Origin of the sequence: Methyloversatilis sp. MC4-4 (genome assembly GCF_049843555.1) — a bacterium.
GTDB lineage: Bacteria > Pseudomonadota > Gammaproteobacteria > Burkholderiales > Rhodocyclaceae > Methyloversatilis > Methyloversatilis discipulorum_B.
On record NZ_JBBHZK010000004.1, the window covers coordinates 371,665 to 392,289 of the forward strand.

19 protein-coding genes are annotated in these 20,625 nt (G+C 69.1%); 9 read left to right on the forward strand and 10 right to left on the reverse strand.

Features of this window, described 5'->3' with window-relative positions; all coding sequences use genetic code 11:
- Positions 1-16 precede the first annotated feature (16 nt).
- From dsbD to WDZ97_RS17765, 6 genes are read right to left on the reverse strand one after another with little or no spacing between them, the layout of a single operon-like run.
- The gene (gene dsbD, locus WDZ97_RS17740) at positions 17-1,891 is read right to left on the reverse strand and encodes a protein-disulfide reductase DsbD (RefSeq protein ID WP_425763629.1); all 1,875 of its coding nucleotides are present in this window, start codon (positions 1,889-1,891) and stop codon (positions 17-19) included.
- Complete coding sequence (cutA, locus tag WDZ97_RS17745; protein ID WP_425763630.1) at positions 1,888-2,223, reverse strand: divalent-cation tolerance protein CutA; 336 nt, start codon at positions 2,221-2,223, stop codon at positions 1,888-1,890. The genes dsbD and cutA overlap by 4 nt, the downstream gene beginning before the upstream one ends.
- Entirely contained in the window at positions 2,220-2,885 is a 666-nt protein-coding gene (locus WDZ97_RS17750) for an alpha/beta hydrolase (protein WP_425763631.1), read from the reverse strand. Before WDZ97_RS17750 ends, cutA begins: the two co-directional genes overlap by 4 nt.
- Entirely contained in the window at positions 2,885-3,193 is a 309-nt protein-coding gene (locus tag WDZ97_RS17755) for a (2Fe-2S) ferredoxin domain-containing protein (RefSeq protein ID WP_019915560.1), read from the reverse strand. The genes WDZ97_RS17750 and WDZ97_RS17755 overlap by 1 nt, the downstream gene beginning before the upstream one ends.
- A 29-nt stretch (positions 3,194-3,222) precedes the next feature.
- Positions 3,223-4,311, reverse strand: coding sequence for a VanZ family protein (locus tag WDZ97_RS17760; RefSeq protein ID WP_020163190.1), 1,089 nt, complete (start codon positions 4,309-4,311; stop codon positions 3,223-3,225).
- Positions 4,308-4,715 (reverse strand): YqaA family protein, encoded by a 408-nt coding sequence (locus WDZ97_RS17765; RefSeq protein WP_425763632.1) that lies wholly within the window; start codon positions 4,713-4,715, stop codon positions 4,308-4,310. Before WDZ97_RS17765 ends, WDZ97_RS17760 begins: the two co-directional genes overlap by 4 nt.
- A gap of 116 nt (positions 4,716-4,831) precedes the next feature.
- On the opposite strand from WDZ97_RS17765, the gene ilvA reads away from it, so the two are divergent.
- The 3 genes from ilvA to WDZ97_RS17780 all read left to right on the forward strand — a co-directional run bounded on the left by ilvA (position 4,832) and on the right by WDZ97_RS17780 (position 7,909).
- Positions 4,832-6,343 (forward strand): threonine ammonia-lyase, biosynthetic, encoded by a 1,512-nt coding sequence (ilvA, locus tag WDZ97_RS17770; protein ID WP_425763633.1) that lies wholly within the window; start codon positions 4,832-4,834, stop codon positions 6,341-6,343.
- Positions 6,340-7,293, forward strand: coding sequence for a cytochrome D1 domain-containing protein (locus tag WDZ97_RS17775; RefSeq protein ID WP_425763634.1), 954 nt, complete (start codon positions 6,340-6,342; stop codon positions 7,291-7,293). Before ilvA ends, WDZ97_RS17775 begins: the two co-directional genes overlap by 4 nt.
- Positions 7,294-7,381: 88 nt before the next feature.
- Positions 7,382-7,909 carry an SRPBCC family protein gene (locus WDZ97_RS17780; RefSeq protein WP_304000624.1) on the forward strand — a complete coding sequence of 176 codons (528 nt, stop codon included), beginning with the start codon at positions 7,382-7,384 and terminating at the stop codon, positions 7,907-7,909.
- A 51-nt stretch (positions 7,910-7,960) separates the two neighbouring features.
- Here the strand turns inward: WDZ97_RS17780 and WDZ97_RS17785 are convergent, their stop codons facing one another.
- Both WDZ97_RS17785 and WDZ97_RS17790 read right to left on the reverse strand, forming a co-directional pair.
- Positions 7,961-8,470, reverse strand: a complete 510-nt coding sequence (locus WDZ97_RS17785; protein WP_304000626.1) for a DUF1269 domain-containing protein — start codon at positions 8,468-8,470, stop codon at positions 7,961-7,963.
- A 112-nt stretch (positions 8,471-8,582) separates the two neighbouring features.
- A complete protein-coding gene (locus tag WDZ97_RS17790) occupies positions 8,583-9,167 on the reverse strand; it encodes a 5-formyltetrahydrofolate cyclo-ligase (protein ID WP_425763635.1) in 585 nt (194 codons plus the stop codon).
- Between the two features lie 42 nt (positions 9,168-9,209).
- Between WDZ97_RS17790 and WDZ97_RS17795 the strand changes: the two genes are divergently transcribed.
- Genes WDZ97_RS17795 through WDZ97_RS17805 form a run of 3 tightly spaced genes read left to right on the forward strand, consistent with a single transcriptional unit; the run spans position 9,210 to position 13,384 of the window.
- On the forward strand, positions 9,210-11,165 hold the full coding sequence (locus WDZ97_RS17795; protein ID WP_425763636.1) for a transglycosylase SLT domain-containing protein: 1,956 nt from the start codon (positions 9,210-9,212) through the stop codon (positions 11,163-11,165).
- Positions 11,166-11,206: 41 nt separating this feature from the next.
- Complete coding sequence (locus WDZ97_RS17800; RefSeq protein ID WP_425763637.1) at positions 11,207-12,163, forward strand: complex I NDUFA9 subunit family protein; 957 nt, start codon at positions 11,207-11,209, stop codon at positions 12,161-12,163.
- A complete protein-coding gene (locus tag WDZ97_RS17805) occupies positions 12,164-13,384 on the forward strand; it encodes a multifunctional CCA addition/repair protein (protein WP_425763638.1) in 1,221 nt (406 codons plus the stop codon). It begins immediately after the preceding gene.
- Here the strand turns inward: WDZ97_RS17805 and WDZ97_RS17810 are convergent.
- Together WDZ97_RS17810 and ilvD are read right to left on the reverse strand one after the other, a co-directional pair.
- Positions 13,381-14,238, reverse strand: coding sequence for a DMT family transporter (locus tag WDZ97_RS17810; protein ID WP_425763639.1), 858 nt, complete (start codon positions 14,236-14,238; stop codon positions 13,381-13,383). The genes WDZ97_RS17805 and WDZ97_RS17810 overlap by 4 nt on opposite strands.
- The gene (ilvD, locus tag WDZ97_RS17815) at positions 14,235-16,088 is read right to left on the reverse strand and encodes a dihydroxy-acid dehydratase (RefSeq protein ID WP_425763640.1); all 1,854 of its coding nucleotides are present in this window, start codon (positions 16,086-16,088) and stop codon (positions 14,235-14,237) included. Before ilvD ends, WDZ97_RS17810 begins: the two co-directional genes overlap by 4 nt.
- Positions 16,089-16,187: 99 nt before the next feature.
- Between ilvD and WDZ97_RS17820 the strand changes: the two genes are divergently transcribed.
- The 3 genes from WDZ97_RS17820 to WDZ97_RS17830 all read left to right on the forward strand — a co-directional run bounded on the left by WDZ97_RS17820 (position 16,188) and on the right by WDZ97_RS17830 (position 20,531).
- On the forward strand, positions 16,188-17,261 hold the full coding sequence (locus WDZ97_RS17820; RefSeq protein ID WP_425763641.1) for a glycosyltransferase: 1,074 nt from the start codon (positions 16,188-16,190) through the stop codon (positions 17,259-17,261).
- A gap of 142 nt (positions 17,262-17,403) precedes the next feature.
- Positions 17,404-18,237 (forward strand): PhnD/SsuA/transferrin family substrate-binding protein, encoded by an 834-nt coding sequence (locus WDZ97_RS17825; RefSeq protein WP_425763642.1) that lies wholly within the window; start codon positions 17,404-17,406, stop codon positions 18,235-18,237.
- A complete protein-coding gene (locus tag WDZ97_RS17830; RefSeq protein WP_425763643.1) occupies positions 18,234-20,531 on the forward strand; it encodes an ATP-binding protein in 2,298 nt (765 codons plus the stop codon). Before WDZ97_RS17825 ends, WDZ97_RS17830 begins: the two co-directional genes overlap by 4 nt.
- Positions 20,532-20,625: the final 94 nt, after the last annotated feature.

The window sequence follows — 20,625 nt, forward strand, 5'->3', positions numbered from 1 at the left end:
GCGCGATTTTACGCGATCAGCGCGCGCTGCTGGCAGCGATTACGCGATCGAGACCGGCGGCGAAGGCGTCGGCCGGTACGAAACCGACCGTACGAGCGCTGTCGATCTCGCGCCCGTCGGGGCCGAAGAACAGGATGCCCGGCGGTCCGAACAGGCCGAAACGTTTCAGCAGCGCCTGATGTTCGGCGTCGTTCGCCGTGACGTCCGCCTTTAGCAGCGTGAAGCCGGCAAGTCGGGCGGCCACCTTGGGGTCGGCGAAGGTGAAGCGCTCCATTTCCTTGCAGCTCACGCACCAGTCGGCGTAGAAATCGAGCATGACCGGGCGCGTCGCCGCGGCCAGCCGGGCTTCCAGCTCAGCCACGCTGCGCACCGGTTCGAACACCGGTTTCGCCTCGGCCGCCGCCGCACCGCCGCGCAGCACCGACAGCGGCTGCAGCGGGTCGCGCGAGCCGGCCGCGGCGCCGATCAGGATGCTGGCGCCAGCCAGCAGCGCGATCACGCCAACGCCCTTCCACAGCTTGTGCCAGCCTTTCGCATGCGCCGGCAGCGGGTCGAGCGCGTGCAGGTAGATGCTGCTGGCGATCAGCAGCGCCGCCCAGGCCAGCATCGCCAACAGGGCCGGCAGCACCGGCTGCGCGATCCAGATCGCGGTGGCCAGCAGCAGCACGCCGAAGAAGCGCTTGACGCCTTCCATCCACGGACCGGTGTGCGGCAGCAGCGAGCGCGAGGCCACGCCGACCGCGATCAGCGGGGCGCCCATGCCCAGCGCCAGCGCGAACAGCGCCAGCCCGCCGAGCGCGGCGTCGCCGGTCTGCGCAATGTAGAGCAGCGCACCGGCCAGCGGCGCGGCGACGCAGGGGCCGACGATGAGCGCCGACAGCGCGCCCATCGCGACGATGCCGCCGTAGGAGCCGCGCCGGTGGTTGGCCGTGTCGGACAGGCGCGACTGCAGTGCGGTCGGCAGCTGCAGTTCGTAGAAGCCGAACATCGACAGTGCGAGCACGACGAACACCAGCGCGAAACCGCCCAGCACCCAGGCGTTCTGCAGCGCCGCCGACAGCAGCGTGCCGGACAGCCCCGCCGCCACACCGGCGATGGCGTAGGTCACCGCCATGCCCAGCACGTAGGCGAGCGACAGCGCGAGCGCGCGGCCGCGCGAAATGTCGGCGCCGTGGCCGACGATGATGCCGGACAGGATGGGCACCATGGGCAGCACGCAGGGCGTGAAGCTCAGCGCCAGACCGAAGCCGAAGAAGGTGATGGCGACCAGCCACAGATTGCCGCCGCGCAGCAGGCCGGCGGCGAAGGAGCCGTCATCCGGCTGCGAAGCGCCGGTTGCCGTCGGGTCGGTCGCCGCCGGAGTGTCGGTTGCCGGCGACGAGGTGGCTGCAGCGGCGCGGCCGCGCAGCCGGTCGAGCAGTCCGCCGCCTGCGCTGTCGCCGTCGAGGCCGGCCGGCCACACGCGTACGCCAGGCTGTGCCGGGTCGAGCAGCACCGTCTGTTCGCTCGGCGGGTAGCACACGCCGGCGTCGGCGCAGCCCTGCGACGCCACCTTCAGCGTCACCACCTCGCCGCTCGCGCTCAGCGGCAGGCGTATCGGCAACTGACCGCGATGGACTTCGACATCGCCGAAGATTTCGTCCTTCTTCATCTTGCCCGGCGGGATGTCCGGCGTGCCGAGTGCCGCCTGCTCCGCGGCGAAGCCCAGCTTGTCGCGGTACAGGTAGTAGCCATCGGCGATGTCGAAGTGCACCTCGACCGTATTGCGGTCCACCACCTGTGCCGACAGCCGGAAAGCCTGTTCCAGCGGCAGCAGTTCGGGTTCGGCGCGCAGCGGTGCGGCGGCCAGCAGCGCCAGCCAGACCAGCGCGGCATACAGGATGCGGATCATCGGGTTTCCGTGTACGTATTCGTCATTTCGCCCACCCATTGCAGATAGGCCGGCAGACCGCGGTCCACCGGCAGTGCAACGATTTCGGGCAGGTCGTAGGGATGCAGCGCACGCAGCGCGGATTCGAGCGCGCCGTAGGCGGCAACGGTGGTCTTGATCGCCAGCGGCACTTCGGCCGCGTCCTCGATCGTGCCCTGCCACGTGTAGATGGACCGGACCGGCGCACCGATGCTGACACAGGCGGCGTGTCCGGCCTCGACCAGCGATCGCGCGATGTCTTGCGCGGTCGCTGCGTCCGGCAGCGTGGTGAGCACCAGCAGCACGTCGGTCATTGTCCGGCCGGCGCGGTGGCCCGCCACCAGCGCTCGATCAACACGCGCAGCACGTGCAGCTTGCCGTGGAAGAAGTGGCCGCTGTCGCCGAGCACCGAAACCGGCAGGCTCTGCGGCGCCGCCCAGGCCAGTACATTGGCCAGCGGCACGACCTGGTCGCGCTCGCCGTGGATCACCAGCGCGTCGTCGCGCACCGGGCCTGGCTCGTAGTGACGGATGCCCTCGACGCTGCCGGCGGCCAGGCCGACCAGCACCATGCCGGCCACCGGGCGGCCGTTCTCGGCCAGCCGGTCGGCGACGCGCGTGGCGACGAAGGCGCCGAAGGAGAAGCCGGCGACGATGACCGGCAGGTCGCCGTATGCATTCAGACCGTGCTCGATCACCGCCAGCTGATCATCGGTCTCACCGCGGCCTTCGTCGTGCGTGCCTTCGGTGGCGCCGACGCCGCGGAACTGCGAACGCAGCGTGACGCAGCCCAGTTCGCGCAGCGCCCGCGCCACGGTCACCACCACCTTGTTTTCCATCGTGCCGCCGAACAGCGGGTGCGGGTGGCCGATCAGCGCCAGCGCACGCGGGGCGTGATCGGGGCGCTCGGCCAGCACCTCGATGCCGCCGACCGGGCCGGCGATCACCGTGCGTTCCGACTGGATGCGCGTATTCATCAGACCTTCAGCCGTTCGACGACGCGGCCGTGCACCAGATGCTCGTCGATGATTTCGTCGATGTCCTCGCGATCCACATAGGTGTACCAGACCGCCTCCGGGTAGATCACCATGACCGGGCCTTCGCCGCAGCGGTCCAGGCAGCCGGCCATGTTTACCCGGGTCTTGCCCTCGCCGGACAGACCCAGCGCCTTGACGCGCTGTTTCGCGTAGTCGCGCAGCGCGGCGGCGCCCAGCGCGGCACAGCACTGTTCGCCCTCGGCGCGCTGGTTGCAGCAGAAGAATACGTGGTGCTTGAAGTGGCTCATGCGAGGTTCGGATGCGGACAAAGACGTGATTATCGGTGATCGTGGGCGGCATGGCGGCCGCGGCTTTCGCGCAGTTGCAGCGCCATCAGGTAAGGCAGCGCGAAATACGGCCACAGCGCGGACGCCAGTCGGGTCAGACCGCTGAAATTGAAAAAGTGCCCGGCCCGCCAGGCATCGGACACCGCCGACGGGTAAGGGTTGTCGGGCGCCAGATTCACCAGCGCCACGCCAGCGAGCAGAGCCAGCGCCGCGACGCCGAAGCGCAGCGTGACCGGCAGCCACAGCGCGACGCGCAGCGCGACAGCGCCGCCGGCCAGCCCGGCCAGCGCGCCCGGCGTGGCCCACAGCCAGGCACCGCCGGCCGGCACCAGCACCGCGCCGGAGCCGGCCTTGATTGCCAGCGCGACGACGAAAGTCGAGCCGAGCAGCCAGAAGCTGCGCGCGCGCATGCTGTGCCAGCCGATCACGCCGACACTCACCATGGCGCAGATGCAGGCGCCGATTTCCACTGCGCGGTAGCGCCGTTCGGTGAAATCGACCGGTGCTTCGAGGCCGAACACCCAGCGCAGATCGCCCAGACCGAACAAGGGCGTGTCCGGATCGATCTGCGCCAGCCACCACAGCACCAGCAGCACCAGGGCGAATTCGCCGGTGTGGCCGCGCACGATGCGGCGCGCGCGCCAGCGCGCCAGCGCGCCGCCATCGCCCAGCATGCCGCCCCAGCGCGCACCGAGCAGCGCGCCGCAGGCGGCGCCCAAGGCATTCGAAGCCACGTCGAGATTGGACGGCACGCGGGTTGGCAGATAGTGCTGCAGCACCTCCAGCCCGATCGACAGGCCGGTCGCCAGCAGGCAGGCGAGCAGGAAGGCCGGCAGACGGCGCAGCCAGGGCGACGCGGCCGGCACCAGCAGGAAGCCCAGCGGCAGGTAGCCGAGCGCATTGGCGATCACGTCGAAACGCGTCCAGTAGCGCGGCCAAGGCGCGCTCAGGAAGCCGAGCAGGTCGCCGCCCCCTTCGCGGAAGTCGCCCAGCGGATGCAGGCTGGCGTAGGCGATCAGCAGCGTCCACAGCAGCGCGAGGTGGCGGGCGAGATGGGTGGCGTGGCGACTGTTCTTCATGCCATCAGCCCGGCGATGGCGAGATAGCGCGCGCCTTTGCCGATCGCCATCATGACTGCGCTGCGCAGCGGCGGCAGGCGCAGCCAGCCTGCGGCGATGCACAGTGCGTCGCCGATCAGCGGCACCCAGGACAGCAGCAGCGCCGTCGTGCCGTGTGTCTGCAGCAGCGCCAGCCGGCCCGGCAGTTCCTTGCGCGGGATGAAGCGCCCCATCGCGTAGCTCACCATGCCGCCGGCGGTGTTGCCGGCGGTGGCCAGCAGCAGCGCGGCGTCGCGCTGTTCCGGGTGGGTGGCGAGCACGGCCAGCAGCGCCGCCTCCGAGCCGCCAGGCAGCACGGTGGCCGACAGGAAGCTGGCCAGCGCCAGTCCGGCCAGGCTGGCTTCGGCGCCGGGCATGAAATCCATGCTCAGCGCACCGGTGCGCCGGGCGCGATTTGCCCCCGGCCTGCGCGCGCTGCTAGGCTTGCGTGCTTGCGCATCGGCCATTCCGGCGCCGGTGCGGGCTGCGCTGTGTCCTCATCATGCAAACCGACTACCTCGAAAGAATCCTCAACGCGCAAGTGTACGACGTCGCGGTCGAAACGCCGCTCGATGCCGCACCGAACCTGTCGCGGCGCATCGGCAACACCGTGCTGTTCAAGCGCGAAGACATGCAGCCGGTGTTCTCGTTCAAGCTGCGCGGCGCCTACAACAAGATCGCCCAGCTGTCGGACGAGGCGCGTGCACGCGGCGTCATCTGCGCTTCGGCCGGCAATCACGCGCAGGGTGTGGCGCTGTCGGCGGCCAAGGTCGGGTGCCGTGCGGTCATCGTGATGCCAACGACGACGCCGCGCATCAAGGTGGACGCGGTGGCGGCGCGCGGCGGCGAGGTGGTGCTGGCCGGCGAGTCCTACGACGAGGCCTATGCGCACGCACGCAAGCTGGAAGCCGAACAGGGCCTCACCTTCGTGCACCCCTTCGACGATCCGGACGTGATCGCCGGCCAGGGCACGATAGGCGTCGAAATCCTGCGCCAGCACCCGAAACCGATCGACGCCGTGTTCTGCTGCGTCGGCGGCGGCGGGCTGATCGCCGGCGTGGCGGCCTACATCAAGCGGCTGCGCCCGAACACCCGCATCATCGGCGTCGAGGCGTCCGACGCCGACGCGATGGCGCAGTCGCTGAAGGCGGGCAGGCGCATCCAGCTCGACAGCGTCGGGCTGTTCGCCGATGGCGCCGCGGTCAAGCTGGTCGGCGAGGAAACCTTCCGGCTGGCGCAGCAGTACGTCGACGAAATGGTGCTGGTCGATACCGACGCCATCTGCGCCGCGATCAAGGACGTGTTCGAGGACACCCGCTCCATCCTGGAACCGGCCGGTGCGCTGGCGGTGGCCGGGGCCAAGGCCTGGGCGGCGCGCAACAACGTGAAAGGCAAGACCCTGGTCGCCGTGGCCAGCGGCGCCAACATGAATTTCGACCGCCTGCGCTTCGTCGCCGAGCGTGCCGAAATCGGCGAATCGCGCGAGGCGGTGCTGGCGGTGACGCTGCCGGAGCGCCCGGGTGCCTATCGCGAACTGGTGTCGCTGTTCGGCCGTCGCAACATCACCGAACTGAATTACCGCTACAAGGACGCGAAAGAGGCGCACGCCTTCGTCGGCGTGCAGGTATCGGGCCGCGCCGAGGCCGCCGAGCTGGTGAATCACCTCGCCGCCAACGGCTACCCGGCGCTGGATCTGACCGACGACGAAATGGCCAAGCTGCACGTGCGCTACATGGTGGGCGGCCGCAGTCCCGACGTCGGTCACGAACAGGTGTATCGCTTCGAATTCCCGGAGCGTCCGGGGGCGCTGATGAAATTCCTCGAATCGATGAGCCGTGACTGGAACATCAGCCTGTTCCACTACCGCAACCACGGCGCCGATTACGGCCGCGTGCTGGTCGGCATGCAGGTGCCGCCGGGCGATGCCGAGGCGCTGCAGCGCTTCCTCGACACGCTGGGCTATTCCTGGCGCGAGGAAACCGCCAACCCGGCGTACAAGCTCTTCCTCGGATGAGGCGCTTCGCCGTCCTGCTGGCGCTGTGCGCCGCCGCGACCTGTGCCTCGGCCGGGCCGCTGGCTTACATCACGAACCAGGGCTCGCACGAGGTGACGGTGGTCGACGTCGACGCCTCGACCATCGTCGCCCGGCTGCCAGCCGGCAAGTCGCCGGCCGGTGTATGGGTCAGCGAGGCGGCCGGCAAGGCCTTCGTCAGCGCACCGGACAGCGCGACGATCACCGTGATCGATCTGGCAAGCCGCGCGGTGGTGGGCGAAATGAAGGCCGGTCGCAGCCCGGTCGGCATCACCGTCACGCCGGACGGCCGGCGCGTGCTGGTGGCCGACTGGTTCTCGCACCGCGTGCTGGTGTTCGACGCGGCGAGCCACGCCGCACTCGGCGAGATCGCGGTCGGCAATGCGCCGGCCGGGCTGGTGGCGTCGCCCGACAGCCGCACCGCCTACGTCGCCAACCGCGACGACAACGCGGTCGGGGTGCTCGACCTCGATGCGATGAAGCAGACCGGCGTCATTGCCGTTGGCAACCATCCGTTCGCGCTCGAACTGTCGGCGGACGGTCGCACGCTGTACGCGCTGAACGTGTGGAGCGACGACGTGTCGGTGGTCGACCTCGCACAGTCACGCACGGTCGCTACACTGCCGGTCGGCAAGGCGCCGTACGGCATCGCTTTCTCGGACGACGGCGCGCGCGCTTACGTGACCAACCAGAAGGGCGACAGCGTATCGGTCATCGACACCGTCGAACGGCGCGTCATCGCGACCTGGCCCTCGGTCGTTTATCCCGAGGGCGTCGCGGTGGCCGGCACTAAACTGCTGGTCGTGAGCTGGATGGACGATCTGGTCGGCGTGTACGACGCGCGGACCGGACAGTCGCTGGGCAGCATCGAACTCGGGCGCAACCCGCGCGGATTCGGGCGCTTCATGCACAAGCCTGCGGCGGCACGTTGATCGCGACCGTGCTTGCCGCTATCTTCACCGCCTTTTTTCGTCGCCGACTTTTCAACCCAACCATTCTGACAACGAGGAGATTCAACCCATGCGTTTTGTATCGGCATTCGTCATGATGCTGGCCGCGTCGCTGGCGGCATCGTTCGCCCACGCGCACGGCCCGACCCGCCAGAAGGCGTTCGAAACCATCACCATCAAGGCCAGCCCGGATGCGGTGTGGGCCAAGGTGAGCGATTTCACCCAGCTGCAGGGCTGGCATCCGGCGGTCGAGAGCAGCACCGCCACCAATGGCAGCAACGTCGGCTCGGTGCGTACGCTGAAGCTCAAGGGCGGCGGCGAACTGGTGGAGACGCTGGAGTCCATCGATCCGGCGGCGAAGAAGTTCTCCTATCGCGCCAAGGATGGCGGCGCGCTGCCGGTGACCAACTACAGTTCCAATCTGACGGTGAAGGCCGGCGACGGCGGCACCTCGGTGGTCGAATGGCGCGGCGCCTTCTACCGCAAGTACATGAACAACGACCCCCCGAAGGGTGAAGACGACGAAGCCGCGCTGACCGCGGTGACCGGCGTCTACAAGAGCGGTCTTGAGAACCTGAAGAAGGTGATGGAGAAGTAAGCGTCCGCAAGACGTACAGAACCGGGCCAGCGCGGCCCGGTTTTTTTTCGCCTACGGGAACACCGGAATGTCCGGGTCGGCGCCGTGCGGCTGCACCTGCGGATGCAGGGCGCGTACCCGTTCGGTGATTTCCTCGACCCGCGTGCGCGGTACGTCGAGCATGACCAGCATCTGGCCCTGTTCGATCGCGTCCTCGAAGGCCTTCAGGTGCGTATTGCCGGCGGTCAGCCCGACCATGCCGCCGACCCAGGCGCCGGCACCGGCGCCGCCCAGGCCGGAGGCCAGCAGGATGCCGCCGGCGATCACCGCTGCGCCCGGCGACAGCGCCAGTCCGATCAGTCCGCCGAGTATGCCGACGCTGCCGCCCATGGCCAGTCCGCGCTGCACCGCTGGCGAGAAGTCGGACTTCTGCAGCATGGTCGCTTCCGGCAATTCCTCCAGTGGCGTACCGCGCCGCGCCAGGATGTGGATGTGCTTCTCGGGAATGCGCGCCACCAGCATGTCGTTGACCACGGTGCGTGCGGTGTCGATGCCGGGTACCAGGAAATAGATGCGTTTCATGCCGTCCTCCTCCGTGCAGGGCCTTGCAGGCACGCACCTCGCTGCAAGCAGGCGCGCGATCAGGTCGGGACTGCTTCCAGCATAGACGGCCGGCGGCGCGCTGCCGGGCCGCTCAGCGGTGCGACGGGAAGGTGTCGGCTTCGGTGACGATCCAGTCCATCGGCAGGTCGTGCGGCTGTGGTTGCAGGTCGTCGAGGCGGCCATCCTCGATCGCCACGCCGACGGCCAGCGGCGTCGGTTCGAGCGCGGCCAGCGTGCGGTCGTAATGGCCGGCGCCGTAGCCCAGCCGGTAGCCGCGCGCGTCGAAACCGTTGCACGGGATCAGCAGCAGTTCGGGCACCACCGGTTCGCCCTCGGCCGGATAGGGGATGCCGTAGCGGTCGGTCGCCATTGCGGTCTCCGGCGCCCAGCGGCGGAAGCTCATCGGCTGGCCCTTTTCGCCCACCACCGGCAGCGCGGCCCAGCGCGCCGGGTCGGCCGCCAGCCAGCGGCGCATCAGTGGCAGCGCGTCGAATTCGCCGCGATAGGGCCAGGTGAAGCCGATCGAGCGCGGCGCCAGACGGGTCAGCAGCGCCTCCAGCCTTTCGTTCAGCGCGGCGTGCAGCGGCGCCAGGGTGGCCGGGTCCATGGCCAGGCGGCGGCCGACCAGTTCGAGTCGCAGCGCCTTGCGGCGTGCGCGATCATCGGGAACATTCATGCGCGGGCGGTATCATTCGTGCAAACCCGGAAACACTAGCAGATGCCCACACGATTCCCGCTTCACACCGTCCGCACGCTGTTCATCGGCGCCTGCATGACTGTCGCTGCCGTCGCGCACGCCAATGACGACGCGGCCTTCCTCGCCGCGCGCGACGCCTTTGCCGCCGGCAACCGCCAGGCCTTCGAACGCCACGCCGCCGGCCTGCAGTCCCACCCGCTGGCGTCCTACATCGATTACTACCGGCTGCGCATGGACATCGACCGCACGTCGCCGGACAGCATTGCGGTGTTCCTCGAACGCAATGCCGACACGGTGGTTGCGCAACGTCTGCGCAGCGACTGGCTGCGCCAGCTGGCGAAGACCGAGCAGTGGGCGGCTTACCGCACCGAATACGCGAAGCTGCCACTGAAGAATCCGTCACCCGAGAACGACCTGCGCTGTCACGCCGCGCGTGCCGGCATGGTGGCGGGCGACGCCGCGGCAGTCGATGAGGCACGCGCGCTGTGGGACACGCTGGACGACGCCCCGTCGGCCTGCAACCCGGTGTTCGCCGCGCTGTTCGACGCCGGCCGTCTGAGCGAGGACGAGGTCTGGGCGCGTGCGCGCCGGCAGATGGAGGCGAAGCGGCCGGGTCAGGCGAGCAGCGTGCTGGATCTGCTGCCGGCGGCCGAACGGCCGGGCCGGGTGCTCGACGACATCGTCGCCAATCCGGCGCGCTGGCTGGTCCGCCAGCCGGCCAACTTTTCGATCACCCGCCGCGGCCGCGAGCTGGCGCTGATGGCGGTCGCCCGCATGGCGCGCAACGACGTGCGTGCGGCCGAGCGCAGCCTGGAGGTGATCGCCGCCCGTCTGAGTCCGCAGGAACGCGCCTACGCCTTCGGTCAGCTCGGCTGGCAGGGCGCGATGCGGCACGACCCGCGCGCGCTGCAGTGGTGCCGCTCGGCCGACGACGCGATGGATGGCGACGAGGTGTTCGCCTGGTGCGCGCGCGCCGCGATGCGCGACGGCAAGTGGAAGGTACTGCGCGACATCGTCGAGCGCATGCCCGAAGCGCTGGCGTCGAAGCCGGAATGGATCTACTGGGGTGGGCGCGCGCGCGGCGCCACCGGTCACGTCGATCAGGCGCGCGAACACTACCGCCGCATTGCCGACCAGCCGAACTTCTACGGTCTTCTGGCGCGTGAGGAACTGGGCCAGCCCTACCAGCTGCCGCCACAGGCGGCCGAGCCGTCGCCGGAGGACATCCGTCGCGCCGAACTGATGCCGGCCATCCAGCGCGCGCTCAAGCTGTTTGCGCTCGATCTGCGGACCGAGGCGCTGCGCGAGTGGAACTGGGCCATCCGCGAGGCGGACGACCGTACGCTGCTGGCGGTCGCCCATTTCGCGGTGAAGAAGTCGTTGTGGGACCGCGCCATCGCCAGCGCCGACCGCACGGTGGCCGAGCATGACTACGCGCTGCGCTATCTGGCGCCGATGCGCAGTGAAGTCGAACCGCACGTGCAGGCGCGCGCGCTCGATCTGAGCTGGGTGTACGGCCTGATGCGGCAGGAAAGCCGCTTCATCATGAACGCGAAGTCGTCGGCCGGCGCCCAGGGCCTGATGCAGGTGATGCCGGCGACGGCCAAATGGGTGGCGAAGAAGATCGGTCTGAACGGCTACCAGCCGTCGCAGATCGCCGACACCGACACCAATCTGCTGCTCGGCACCAGCTACATGCGTCTGGTGCTGGACAGCCTGGACGACCACCCTGTGCTGGCCAGTGCCGGCTACAACGCCGGGCCGGGGCGCGCCAAGAAGTGGCGTGCTGCCAAACCGCTGGAAGGCGCCATCTACGCCGAAACCATTCCGTTCACCGAAACGCGCGACTACGTGAAGAAGGTGATGGCCAACGCAGTCATGTACAACCTCGTGTTCGGCCGCAAGGAGGTGGGGCTCAAGCAGCGCCTCGGCACCATACAGCCCGGTCCCGGCGCGCTGCTGGACGATCCGATCTGATCCAGAAACAGAGTCTCGAACAACAGACCCGGAGTGCATCCATGTTTCCGAAAACCGTCCTCCTGATCGGTGGCGCCGGCTTCATCGGCAGCCACGTCGCCAGCCAGCTGGCCGCCCGCGACGTGCGCGTCATCGTGCCGACGCGCCGCCGCGACCGCGCCAGGCATCTGATCCTGCTGCCGACGATCGACGTGGTCGAGGCCGACGTGCACGACCCGGCCACGCTGGCGCGTCTGATGACCGGCGTCGACGCCGTGGTCAATTTCGTCGGTATCCTGCACTCGCGCGGCGGCAGTCCCTGGGGCCGCGACTTCGAGCGTGCGCACGTGGCGCTGCCCAAGGCCATCGCCGCCGCGGCGAAGGCGGCAGGCGTGCGGCAACTCATCCAGGTCAGCGCGCTCGGCGCGTCCGAGGGGGCGCCGTCGGAGTATCTGCGCTCCAAGGCGGCCGGTGAAGCGGCCATCCGCGCCGGGGGCGTGGACTGGACGATATTCCGTCCGTCGCTGGTGTATGGCGACGGCAAGTGCTTCCTGTCGATGTTCGCCGGTCTGCTGAAGATGTTCCCGGTGTTCCCGCTGGCCGGTGCCGACACCCGCTACCAGCCGGTCGCGGCACGCGACGTCGCGCGCTGCATCGTGCATGCGCTGGGCGACGAGACGGCGGTCGGCCAGACCTATGCGCTGTGCGGCCCCAAGGTCTACACGATGCGCGAACTGGTGAAGATGACCGGCCGCGCCATCGGCGCCGAACGCTGCGTCATCGGCCTGCCCGGTCCGCTGGCGTCGCTGCAGGCGCTGGCGCTGGAACTGGCGCCGGGGCCGACGCTGATGTCGCGCGACAACCTGCGCTCGATGCAGGTCGACAGCGTGTGCGATGCCGGCTGCGCGCTGCCTTTCGATTTCGTCCCGCTGGCGCTGGAGAGCGAGATCGACGCCTGCCTGGCCGATTTTCGCCCGACCGACCGCTTCGAGCACGCGCGCTCGAAAGCGCACAGATAGATGAAGATCTACCGCGTCGGCGGCTCGGTCCGTGACGAGCTGATGGGGCTGCCGGCCGGCGACCGCGACTGGGTGGTCGTCGGCGCCACGCCGGAAGACATGGTGGCCGCCGGCTACACGCCGGTCGGCCGCGATTTTCCGGTCTTCCTGCACCCGCAGACGCACGAGGAACACGCGCTGGCGCGCACCGAGCGCAAGACCGCGCCCGGCTACCGCGGCTTCGTGTTCCACGCCGACCGTACGGTGACGCTGGAGCAGGACCTGCAGCGGCGCGACCTCACCATCAACGCGATCGCACGCGCCGACGACGGCACGCTCATCGACCCGTGCAATGGCCGCGCCGACATCGCCGCGCGCGTGCTGCGCCACGTCAGCGCCGCCTTCGCGGAAGACCCGGTGCGGATACTCAGGCTGGCCCGCTTCGCTGCGCGCTTCCACGACTTCACGGTGGCGCCGGCAACGGTGGCGCTGATGCGCGACATGGTGGATTGCGGCGAGGTCGATGCACTGGTGGCCGAGCGCGTGTGGCAGGAAGTGTCGCGCGGGCTGATGGAGGCGAAGCCCTCGCGCATGATCGAAGTGCTGCGCGAGTGCGGCGCGCTGCGCGTCGTGCTGCCGGAGGTGGACGCGCTGTTCGGCGTGCCGCAGCCGCCGCAGCACCATCCGGAGATCGACACCGGCATCCACCTGATGCAGTGCCTGGACTGGGCGGCCGCGCACGGCGCTTCGCTGGCGGCGCGCTGGGCGCTGGTGGCGCACGACCTTGGCAAGGGCACGACGCCGAAGGAGGAATGGCCGCGCCACATCGCGCACGAGGCGCGCAGCGCGAAGCTGGCGCGCGAGCTGGCAGAGCGGCTGCGCGTGCCGGTCGATATCGCCGACATCGCGCGGCTGGTGGCGCAGGAGCACACCAATGTGCACCGCGCCGCCGAGCTGCGTGCCGACACCATGGTGAAGCTGCTGGAGCGGCTGGACGTGATGCGCAAGCCGGAGCGGCTGGCCGACATCCTGCTCGCCTGCGAAGCCGACGCGCGCAGCCGCCCCGGCCGTGACGAGGCGGGCTATCCGCAGGCAGAGCGGGTGCGCTCGGCCGCGGAGGCGTTCCGCTCGGTCGATGCGGGCGCCATCGCGAGCCGGCTGGCGGCGTCGGGCAAGGTGTCCGGCCCGGCGATCGCACAGGCGGTGCACGCGGCGCGCGTGCAGGCAGTCGCGCCGCGCTAGGGTCTGTTGCGGCGGGTCGTCACCACCAGTGCGATGCCGCCCAGCGTCGCGACCGAGGCCAGCAGCAGGCGCAGCGTCAGCGCTTCGGACAGCAGCAGTGCGCCACCGATGGCCGCGATCACCGGCACCGACAGCTGCACGCTGGCCGCCTGCGTTGCGGTGAGACCGCGCAGCGCGCTGTACCAGATGGCATAGCCGACGCCGGACGCCAGTGCGCCGGACAGCGCCGCATAGACGAAGCCCAGCGCATCGATGCGCGCGTCGGCAGCGGCAATCATCGACAGACCGATCGCCATCGGCACCGCGCGCACGAAGTTGCCGGCGGTCATCGCCAGCGGCGTGCCGCGGGCGCGCCGGCCGCGCAGCGAATAAACGCCCCAGGCAATACCGGCCAGCGCCATCAGGATAGCGGCCTCGGCCGGTGGTGCGCTGACGCCGGGTGCCAGCAGCACGCCCAGCCCGGCCAGCGCCAGCAGCAGCCCCACGGTCTGCAGCGCGCGCAGCCGTTCACCCTTCAGCAGGCCGGTGCCTATCATCGTTACCTGCACGGTACCGAACAGCAGCAGCGCGCCGGTACCGGCGGACAGTTCGCGGTAGGCGTAGGAGAAGGCGGCGGCATAGACGAACAGCGCGGCTGCGCCCGCCCAGTCGCCCGCCAGTCGCCCGTCCTGCTGGCGACGGACCAGCGCCCACAGCACCAGGGCGCCGGCGGCGATGCGCACCAGCGTGAAGCTGGCGGCGTCGATCGCGGTATCGGCCAGCGCCAGGCGGTTCAGCACCGAATTGGCGGCGAAGGCCAGCATCGCCGCCGCGGTCAGGGCGGCGATGCGGCCCGGCGTCGGGCCTGCGCTCAAGAGCGGCGCAGCTGGCTCAGGTCGCGCACGGCGCCGGTGTCGGCGCTGGTGGTCATCAGCGCATAGGCCTGCAGCGCGGCCGACACGACGCGTTCCCGCGCGTGTGGCGTCCAGGCTGCGGCGCCGCGGTCCTCTTCCGCTTCGCGACGGTGCGCCAGTTCGGCGTCATCGACCGCGAGGTGGATGGTGCGGTTCGGGATGTCGATCTCGATCACGTCGCCGTCCTTGACCAGTGCGATCAGCCCGCCCTGGGCCGCTTCCGGCGAGGCGTGGCCGATCGACAGGCCGGAGGTGCCACCGGAGAAGCGGCCGTCGGTCAGCAGTGCGCAGGCCTTGCCCAGGCCCTTGGACTTCAGATAGGTGGTCGGATACAGCATTTCCTGCATGCCCGGACCGCCCTTCGGACCTTCGTAGCGGATCACCACGACCTCGCCCGGCTTGACCTGATCGCCGAGAATGCCGGCGACCGCGTCGTCCTGGCTCTCGAACACCTTGGCAGGGCCGGAGAACTTCAGGATCGAGTCATCGACGCCGGCCGTCTTCACGATGCAGCCGCGCTCGGCGATGTTGCCGTACAGCACGGCCAGCCCGCCGTCCTGGCTGAAGGCGTGTTCCTTGTTGCGGATGACACCGTTCTCGCGGTCGAGATCCAGTTCCGGGTAGCGGCGGTCCTGCGAGAAGGCGACCTGGGTCGGGATGCCGCCGGGCGCGGCACGGTAGAAGGTGCGGACGGCCTCGTCCTCGGTGCGCACGATGTCGTACTTGTCGAGCGCTTCGCCCAGCGTGGCGCTGTGCACGGTCGGCAGGTCGCGATGGATCAGGCCGGCGCGGTCCAGCTCGCCGAGGATGGCCATGATGCCGCCGGCGCGGTGCACGTCTTCCATGTGCACGTCCGACTTGGCCGGCGCCACCTTGGACAGGCAGGGCACGTGACGCGAGATGCGGTCGATGTCGGCCATCGTGAAATGCACGCCGGCTTCCTTCGCCGCGGCCAGCAGGTGCAGCACGGTATTGGTCGAGCCGCCCATCGACACGTCGAGCGTCATCGCGTTCTCGAAGGCCTTGAAGCTGGCGATCGAGCGCGGCAGCACCGAGGCGTCGTCGCCTTCGTAGTACTTGCGGCACAGTTCGACGACCAGCTGGCCGGCGCGCAGGAACAGCGCCTTGCGGTCGGCGTGGGTGGCCAGTACCGAGCCGTTGCCCGGCAGGCTGAGGCCCAGTGCTTCGGTCAGGCAGTTCATCGAATTGGCGGTGAACATGCCGGAGCAGGAGCCGCAGGTCGGACAGGCGCTGCGCTCGTAAGCTTCGGACTCCTCGTCCGAACAGTTGGTGTCGGCACCCTTGACCATGGCGTCGACCAGATCGACGGCGATGATTTTCTGGCCCCAGTTCACCTTGCCGGCTTCCATCGGGCCGCCGGACACGAACACGGTCGGGATGTTCAGCCGCATGGCGGCCATCAGCATGCCCGGGGTGATCTTGTCGCAGTTCGAGATGCACACCAGCGCGTCGGCGCAGTGGGCATTCACCATGTATTCGACGCTGTCGGCGATCAGGTCGCGCGACGGCAGCGAGTACAGCATGCCGCCGTGGCCCATCGCGATGCCGTCATCGACCGCGATGGTGTTGAATTCCTTGGCTACGCCGCCGGCCTTCTCGATCTCGCGGGCGACCATCTGGCCGAGGTCCTTCAGGTGCACGTGGCCCGGCACGAACTGGGTGAAACTGTTCGCGATGGCGATGATGGGCTTGCCGAAATCGCCGTCCTTCATGCCGGTGGCGCGCCACAGCGCGCGGGCGCCGGCCATGTTGCGGCCGTGGGTCGAGGTACGGGAACGGTAGGCGGGCATGGAAGCTCCTGCAGAATCGGGTAAAAGCGGAATTCTATCCGTCCCTTCATCTTCCGTCCCTTCATCTTCCGTCCCTTCATCTTCCCCGATGTGCCTCCGATGAGCCGACCGAAACTGATATTCGTCACCCGAAGTCGCTACTGGCGTGCCGGTAACGGCGAGGCGGCACGCACTGCGGCGCTGATCGATGCACTGGCCGAGGTCTGCGACCTGACCGTGTTCTTCCCCGAGCAGCCTGACGCAGCCACCCGGCCCTTTGTCGAGCGCAGCCGGCACCGATACCGCCTCGCGGTCGGTGACACCGCGAGGCCGGAACGCGCCGCACTGGTGAGCGGGCTGCGCGGCATGTGCCGGCAGATCGCGCCGGACTGCGTGCTGCTGTCGCGGCTGCAGCTCGATTTCCTGCGGCTGGGGGTGCCGGACGGCATCCGGCTGGTGATGGACACGCACGACCTCGTCAGCGACAACGCTGCGTCGCGCGCGAGCGTGGGCGTCGCGGTCGAGGAGGCGCTGGATTTCGAACGCGAGCTCGGCTTCCTGCGTCACTACGACCGCGTGCTGCTGATCCAGCCGGACGATCACGCGCGCGTTGCCGCCGCGCTCGGCGAGCGGGCGTTGTGCGTGCCGCACCCGGTCGTGCTGCCGGCGCAGCCGGTGAGGCCGGATTCGCGTGTGATCGGCTACGCGGCCAGCCAGTGGGTGGCGAACCGGCACGGCCTGCAGTGGTTCATCGATGACGTGTGGCCCGCGCTGTCCGCCGAGCGCGCCGAGCTGCAGGTGGCCGGGCACATCGCCGCGCTGCTGCCGCAGCCGTTGCCGGACGGCATCCGCGCGCGCGGCTTCGTTCCCGACATCGAGGTGCTGTGGAGCGGCGTGGACATCGCCATCAACCCGGTGCGCTGGGGCTCCGGGCTGAAGATCAAGACGGTCGAGGCGCTCGCCGCCGGTCTGCCCGTGGTCACCACGCGCGAAGGCGCGCGCGGCCTGGAGGATGGCGCCGGCGAGGCCTTTCTGCTGGCCGACGAAGCCGCTGCCTTTGCTGACGCCTGCCGCACGCTGCTCGACGATCTGCCGCTGCGCCGGCGCTACGCACGCGCCGCCCACGCATACGCCCGCGACCGCTTCTCGCATGCGGCCTGCTATGGCGGACTGATGGCCTGGCTGCGCGGCTGAACACGCTTCGAGTCACCAACGCTTTCTGGAAAAATCATTGTTAAACAGTGTGTTGTGATGATGTTGTGGTGCACCAGCCATTCAAGGGGCGACGGCGCGATCCGTTAATGCCGAGGTATCCATTGCCGTCTCGTCTGCCCGGATGTTCCTCGCCCTCACTCGTCTGCTGCTGTCCCTTGCCTGTTTCATTCCGGCGCTTGCGCTTGCGCAGGACGCGCCGCTGTTCCGCATCGGCGTGGCGCCGCACACCAGTTCGCGCATCATCATCGAAATGTACCAACCGCTGCGGCAGCATCTGCAGAAGACGCTCGGCACGCCCGTTGCCATCGTTACTGCGCCGGACTTCACCGAGTTCGCGCGCCGGGCGCTGAACCAGGAGTACGCGCTGGTCATCACGACCGGACATCAGGCCGAAATGCTGCGCGCGGATGCGCGTTACCGGCCGCTGCTGACCTACCAGGCGACCTTCCGTGCAGTCGTCGTCGTCGCGGCCGGAAGCCGGGCGAAATCCGCACGCGACCTTGCCGCCAGCACGGTGGCCGGACTCAGTCCGTCGTCACTGGTGACACTGTGGGGCCTGCGCTGGATGAGCGAGCACGGTGCGGCCGGCGTCACCGTTCGATACGTCAGCGCCGCCGACAGCGTGGCGCAGTTGCTGCTCAATGGCGAAGTCAGCGCCGGCACGATGTCGCTTGCCAACTTTCAGGGCCTGGCGCCCGAGGTGCGTACGCGACTGCGGCTGCTGACCGACAGTCCGGCCATGGTCGGCCGCGTCTATCTGCTCAATCAGGTCGAGGCGGCACGCGCGGCCGCGATCGAGACGGCGTTGTGGTCGTTTGCCGAAACGCCGGCCGGCGTCGATTACTTCGCCCGTTACAAGCTTGAAGGCTACCGCCCGCTTCGCTCCGGCGAACTCGATGCGATGGTGCCCTATGCCGCCGAGGTGCGCGAACAGTTGAAGAAGTCTGCACTGTGAGCCAGCTGTTCGATTTCCGGCTGCGGCGCTCGGTGCGCGGCCGTCTGCTGATCGCCGCCATCGTCGTCGAGGCGGTCATGCTGACGCTGCTGGTGAGCAACAGTGTGCGCCTGCAGCGCACCCACATGACCGAGCAGGCTGAGCGGCACGCGCAGCAGATCGTGCCCATCCTGAACGCGGCGCTGGTGGCGCCGATGGCGCAGAGCGACTACGCGACGATGCAGGCGGTGCTGGACGAAAGTCGATCCAGTCAGGGCATCGCCTATCTCATCCTGCGCGACAGCGGCGGCCACGTCGTCGCGCACAGCGGCTGGTCGCGCGAGGCGCCGGTACCGCAGACCGACGAGCGCTTCGACCTGTCGGTCGAGGAGGATCCGCCGATCTACGACCTGGTCACGCCGGTGGCGCTGGCCGGGCAGCCGCTCGGTCAGCTGCATTTCGGTCTCGACATGTCGGCGCTGCGCAGCGCCAACCGCCAGCTGCTGCTGCAGGGCATCGGCATCGCTGCGGGCGAACTGCTGCTGTCGATCGCGCTGCTGACCGGTCTCGGTCTATGGCTGACACGCCAGTTGCTGCGGCTCACGCATGCGGCGGAAGAGGTTGCGCACGGCACGCTGACGCCCGCACCGGTCGCCGAGGGCGAGGACGAGGTCGGCCAGCTCGGTCGCGCCTTCAACGCGATGTCGGCAGCGATTCGGGAGCGCATCGGCGAACTGCAGGCGCTGCACGAGAAGGAGCACGGTCTGGCGCGCATCGCGTCCGAGGCGAACGGTCGGCTCGAAGCGCTGCTCGACGCGATGGACATCGGCGTGCTGCTGGCCGACCACGAGAACCGGGTGCTGTACGCGAACGACAAGCTGGCGCAGGTGTGGGCGCTCGACGCCGGACGTCCGCCGGACGGCTGTGCGCTGCAGGCGGTCGAAGTGATGTGTGCCGCGCGGCTGTCGTCCGGCGCGGCGACGACGGTGTTCTGCCCTCACCGCGGCGAGCGGGAGATATTGCTGGCCGATGGCCGTACGCTGACACAGCGCAGCTTTACCGTGCGCGATGGCGACGGTCGCGAGATCGGCTGCATGTGGCTCAGTGAGGACGTGTCGGCGGCGCGTGCGGCGGCCGACGAACTGCGCCGCGCACGCGACGAGGCCGAGGCGGCGAGCCGCGCCAAGGCGGCCTTTCTCGCCACCATGAGCCACGAAATCCGCACGCCGATGAACGGCATCATCGGCATGACGGACATGGTGCTGTCGGAACCGCTCAGCGACGAGCAGCGCGAGCACCTCGGCTGGGTGAAATCGTCCGCCGACAGCCTGATGGGCATCCTGAACGACATCCTCGACTACTCGAAGGTCGACGCCGGCCAGCTGCAGCTCGAAGCGGTCGACTTCAGCCTTGAAACGCTGGTCGCCGAAACTCTGGCCATCTTCTCGTCGCAAGCAGCCGGCAAGGACATTGCGCTGCGCTGGCAGGTGGCGCCGGCGCTGCCCGCCATCGTCACGGGCGACCCGCTGCGGCTGCGGCAGATACTGTCGAATCTGGTGTCGAATGCGCTGAAGTTCACCGCCCACGGCGGCGTGACGGTGAATGTCGAGGGGGCGGGCGAGGGGCGGATCGCGCTGTCGGTCGCCGACACCGGCATCGGCATCGCGTCCGACAAGCAGGCGCTGGTGTTCATGCCTTTCTCGCAGGCGGATTCATCGACCACGCGCACGTATGGCGGCACCGGGCTGGGCCTGTCCATCGTGTCGCGGCTAGTTGCGCTGATGCACGGCACGATCACGCTGGACAGTACGCCGGGCCGCGGCAGCACCTTCCGCGTCGAACTGCCGCTGCCGGCCGCACCGACCGAGGACGCCGCGGCGCGGCCGGACGGCGCGGCATCCACGTACGCGGCCGCGTTGTGCGATGCCGACGTGCTGATCGCCGAGGACACGCCGGTCAACCAGGTGCTGCTCGGTCGCCTGCTGTCGCGCCACGGCGTGCGCATCACCCAGGCGGCCGACGGCAGGCAGGCAGTGGCGGCCTGCGGCGAGCGTCACTTCGATCTGGTGCTGATGGACATGCAGATGCCGGTCATGGACGGGCTGGAGGCGACGCGCCGCATTCGCGCGCTGGGCGATCCGCACTGGCAGCAGGTGCCCATCGTCGCAATCACGGCCAACGCGCTGGACGAGGATCGCGCCCGCTGCCGCGACGCCGGCATGGACGATTTCATCAGCAAACCCTTCCAGGCCGGGGAACTGGTGGCGACGCTGGCGCGTCATCTGTCGTACCGTCGCGCACCGGAAGCGGGATAACCACAGGTTATCGAAACATTGTTATTTGGTTTGTTGAGTTATGGTGCGCTGCGGCGCTATAAATGCACCATCGCCTTTCAACCGGATTACTGCC

Bases quoted from the DNA above. Each gene is read 5' to 3' on its own strand.
- dsbD (WP_425763629.1), bottom strand. From the start codon at position 1,891: ATGATCCGCATCCTGTATGCCGCGCTGGTCTGGCTGGCGCTGCTGGCC.
- cutA (WP_425763630.1), bottom strand. From the start codon at position 2,223: ATGACCGACGTGCTGCTGGTGCTCACCACGCTGCCGGACGCAGCGACC.
- WDZ97_RS17750 (WP_425763631.1), bottom strand. From the start codon at position 2,885: ATGAATACGCGCATCCAGTCGGAACGCACGGTGATCGCCGGCCCGGTC.
- WDZ97_RS17755 (WP_019915560.1), bottom strand. From the start codon at position 3,193: ATGAGCCACTTCAAGCACCACGTATTCTTCTGCTGCAACCAGCGCGCC.
- WDZ97_RS17760 (WP_020163190.1), bottom strand. From the start codon at position 4,311: ATGAAGAACAGTCGCCACGCCACCCATCTCGCCCGCCACCTCGCGCTG.
- WDZ97_RS17765 (WP_425763632.1), bottom strand. From the start codon at position 4,715: ATGGATTTCATGCCCGGCGCCGAAGCCAGCCTGGCCGGACTGGCGCTG.
- ilvA (WP_425763633.1), top strand. From the start codon at position 4,832: ATGCAAACCGACTACCTCGAAAGAATCCTCAACGCGCAAGTGTACGAC.
- WDZ97_RS17775 (WP_425763634.1), top strand. From the start codon at position 6,340: ATGAGGCGCTTCGCCGTCCTGCTGGCGCTGTGCGCCGCCGCGACCTGT.
- WDZ97_RS17780 (WP_304000624.1), top strand. From the start codon at position 7,382: ATGCGTTTTGTATCGGCATTCGTCATGATGCTGGCCGCGTCGCTGGCG.
- WDZ97_RS17785 (WP_304000626.1), bottom strand. From the start codon at position 8,470: ATGAAACGCATCTATTTCCTGGTACCCGGCATCGACACCGCACGCACC.
- WDZ97_RS17790 (WP_425763635.1), bottom strand. From the start codon at position 9,167: ATGAATGTTCCCGATGATCGCGCACGCCGCAAGGCGCTGCGACTCGAA.
- WDZ97_RS17795 (WP_425763636.1), top strand. From the start codon at position 9,210: ATGCCCACACGATTCCCGCTTCACACCGTCCGCACGCTGTTCATCGGC.
- WDZ97_RS17800 (WP_425763637.1), top strand. From the start codon at position 11,207: ATGTTTCCGAAAACCGTCCTCCTGATCGGTGGCGCCGGCTTCATCGGC.
- WDZ97_RS17805 (WP_425763638.1), top strand. From the start codon at position 12,164: ATGAAGATCTACCGCGTCGGCGGCTCGGTCCGTGACGAGCTGATGGGG.
- ilvD (WP_425763640.1), bottom strand. From the start codon at position 16,088: ATGCCCGCCTACCGTTCCCGTACCTCGACCCACGGCCGCAACATGGCC.
- WDZ97_RS17820 (WP_425763641.1), top strand. From the start codon at position 16,188: ATGAGCCGACCGAAACTGATATTCGTCACCCGAAGTCGCTACTGGCGT.
- WDZ97_RS17825 (WP_425763642.1), top strand. From the start codon at position 17,404: ATGTTCCTCGCCCTCACTCGTCTGCTGCTGTCCCTTGCCTGTTTCATT.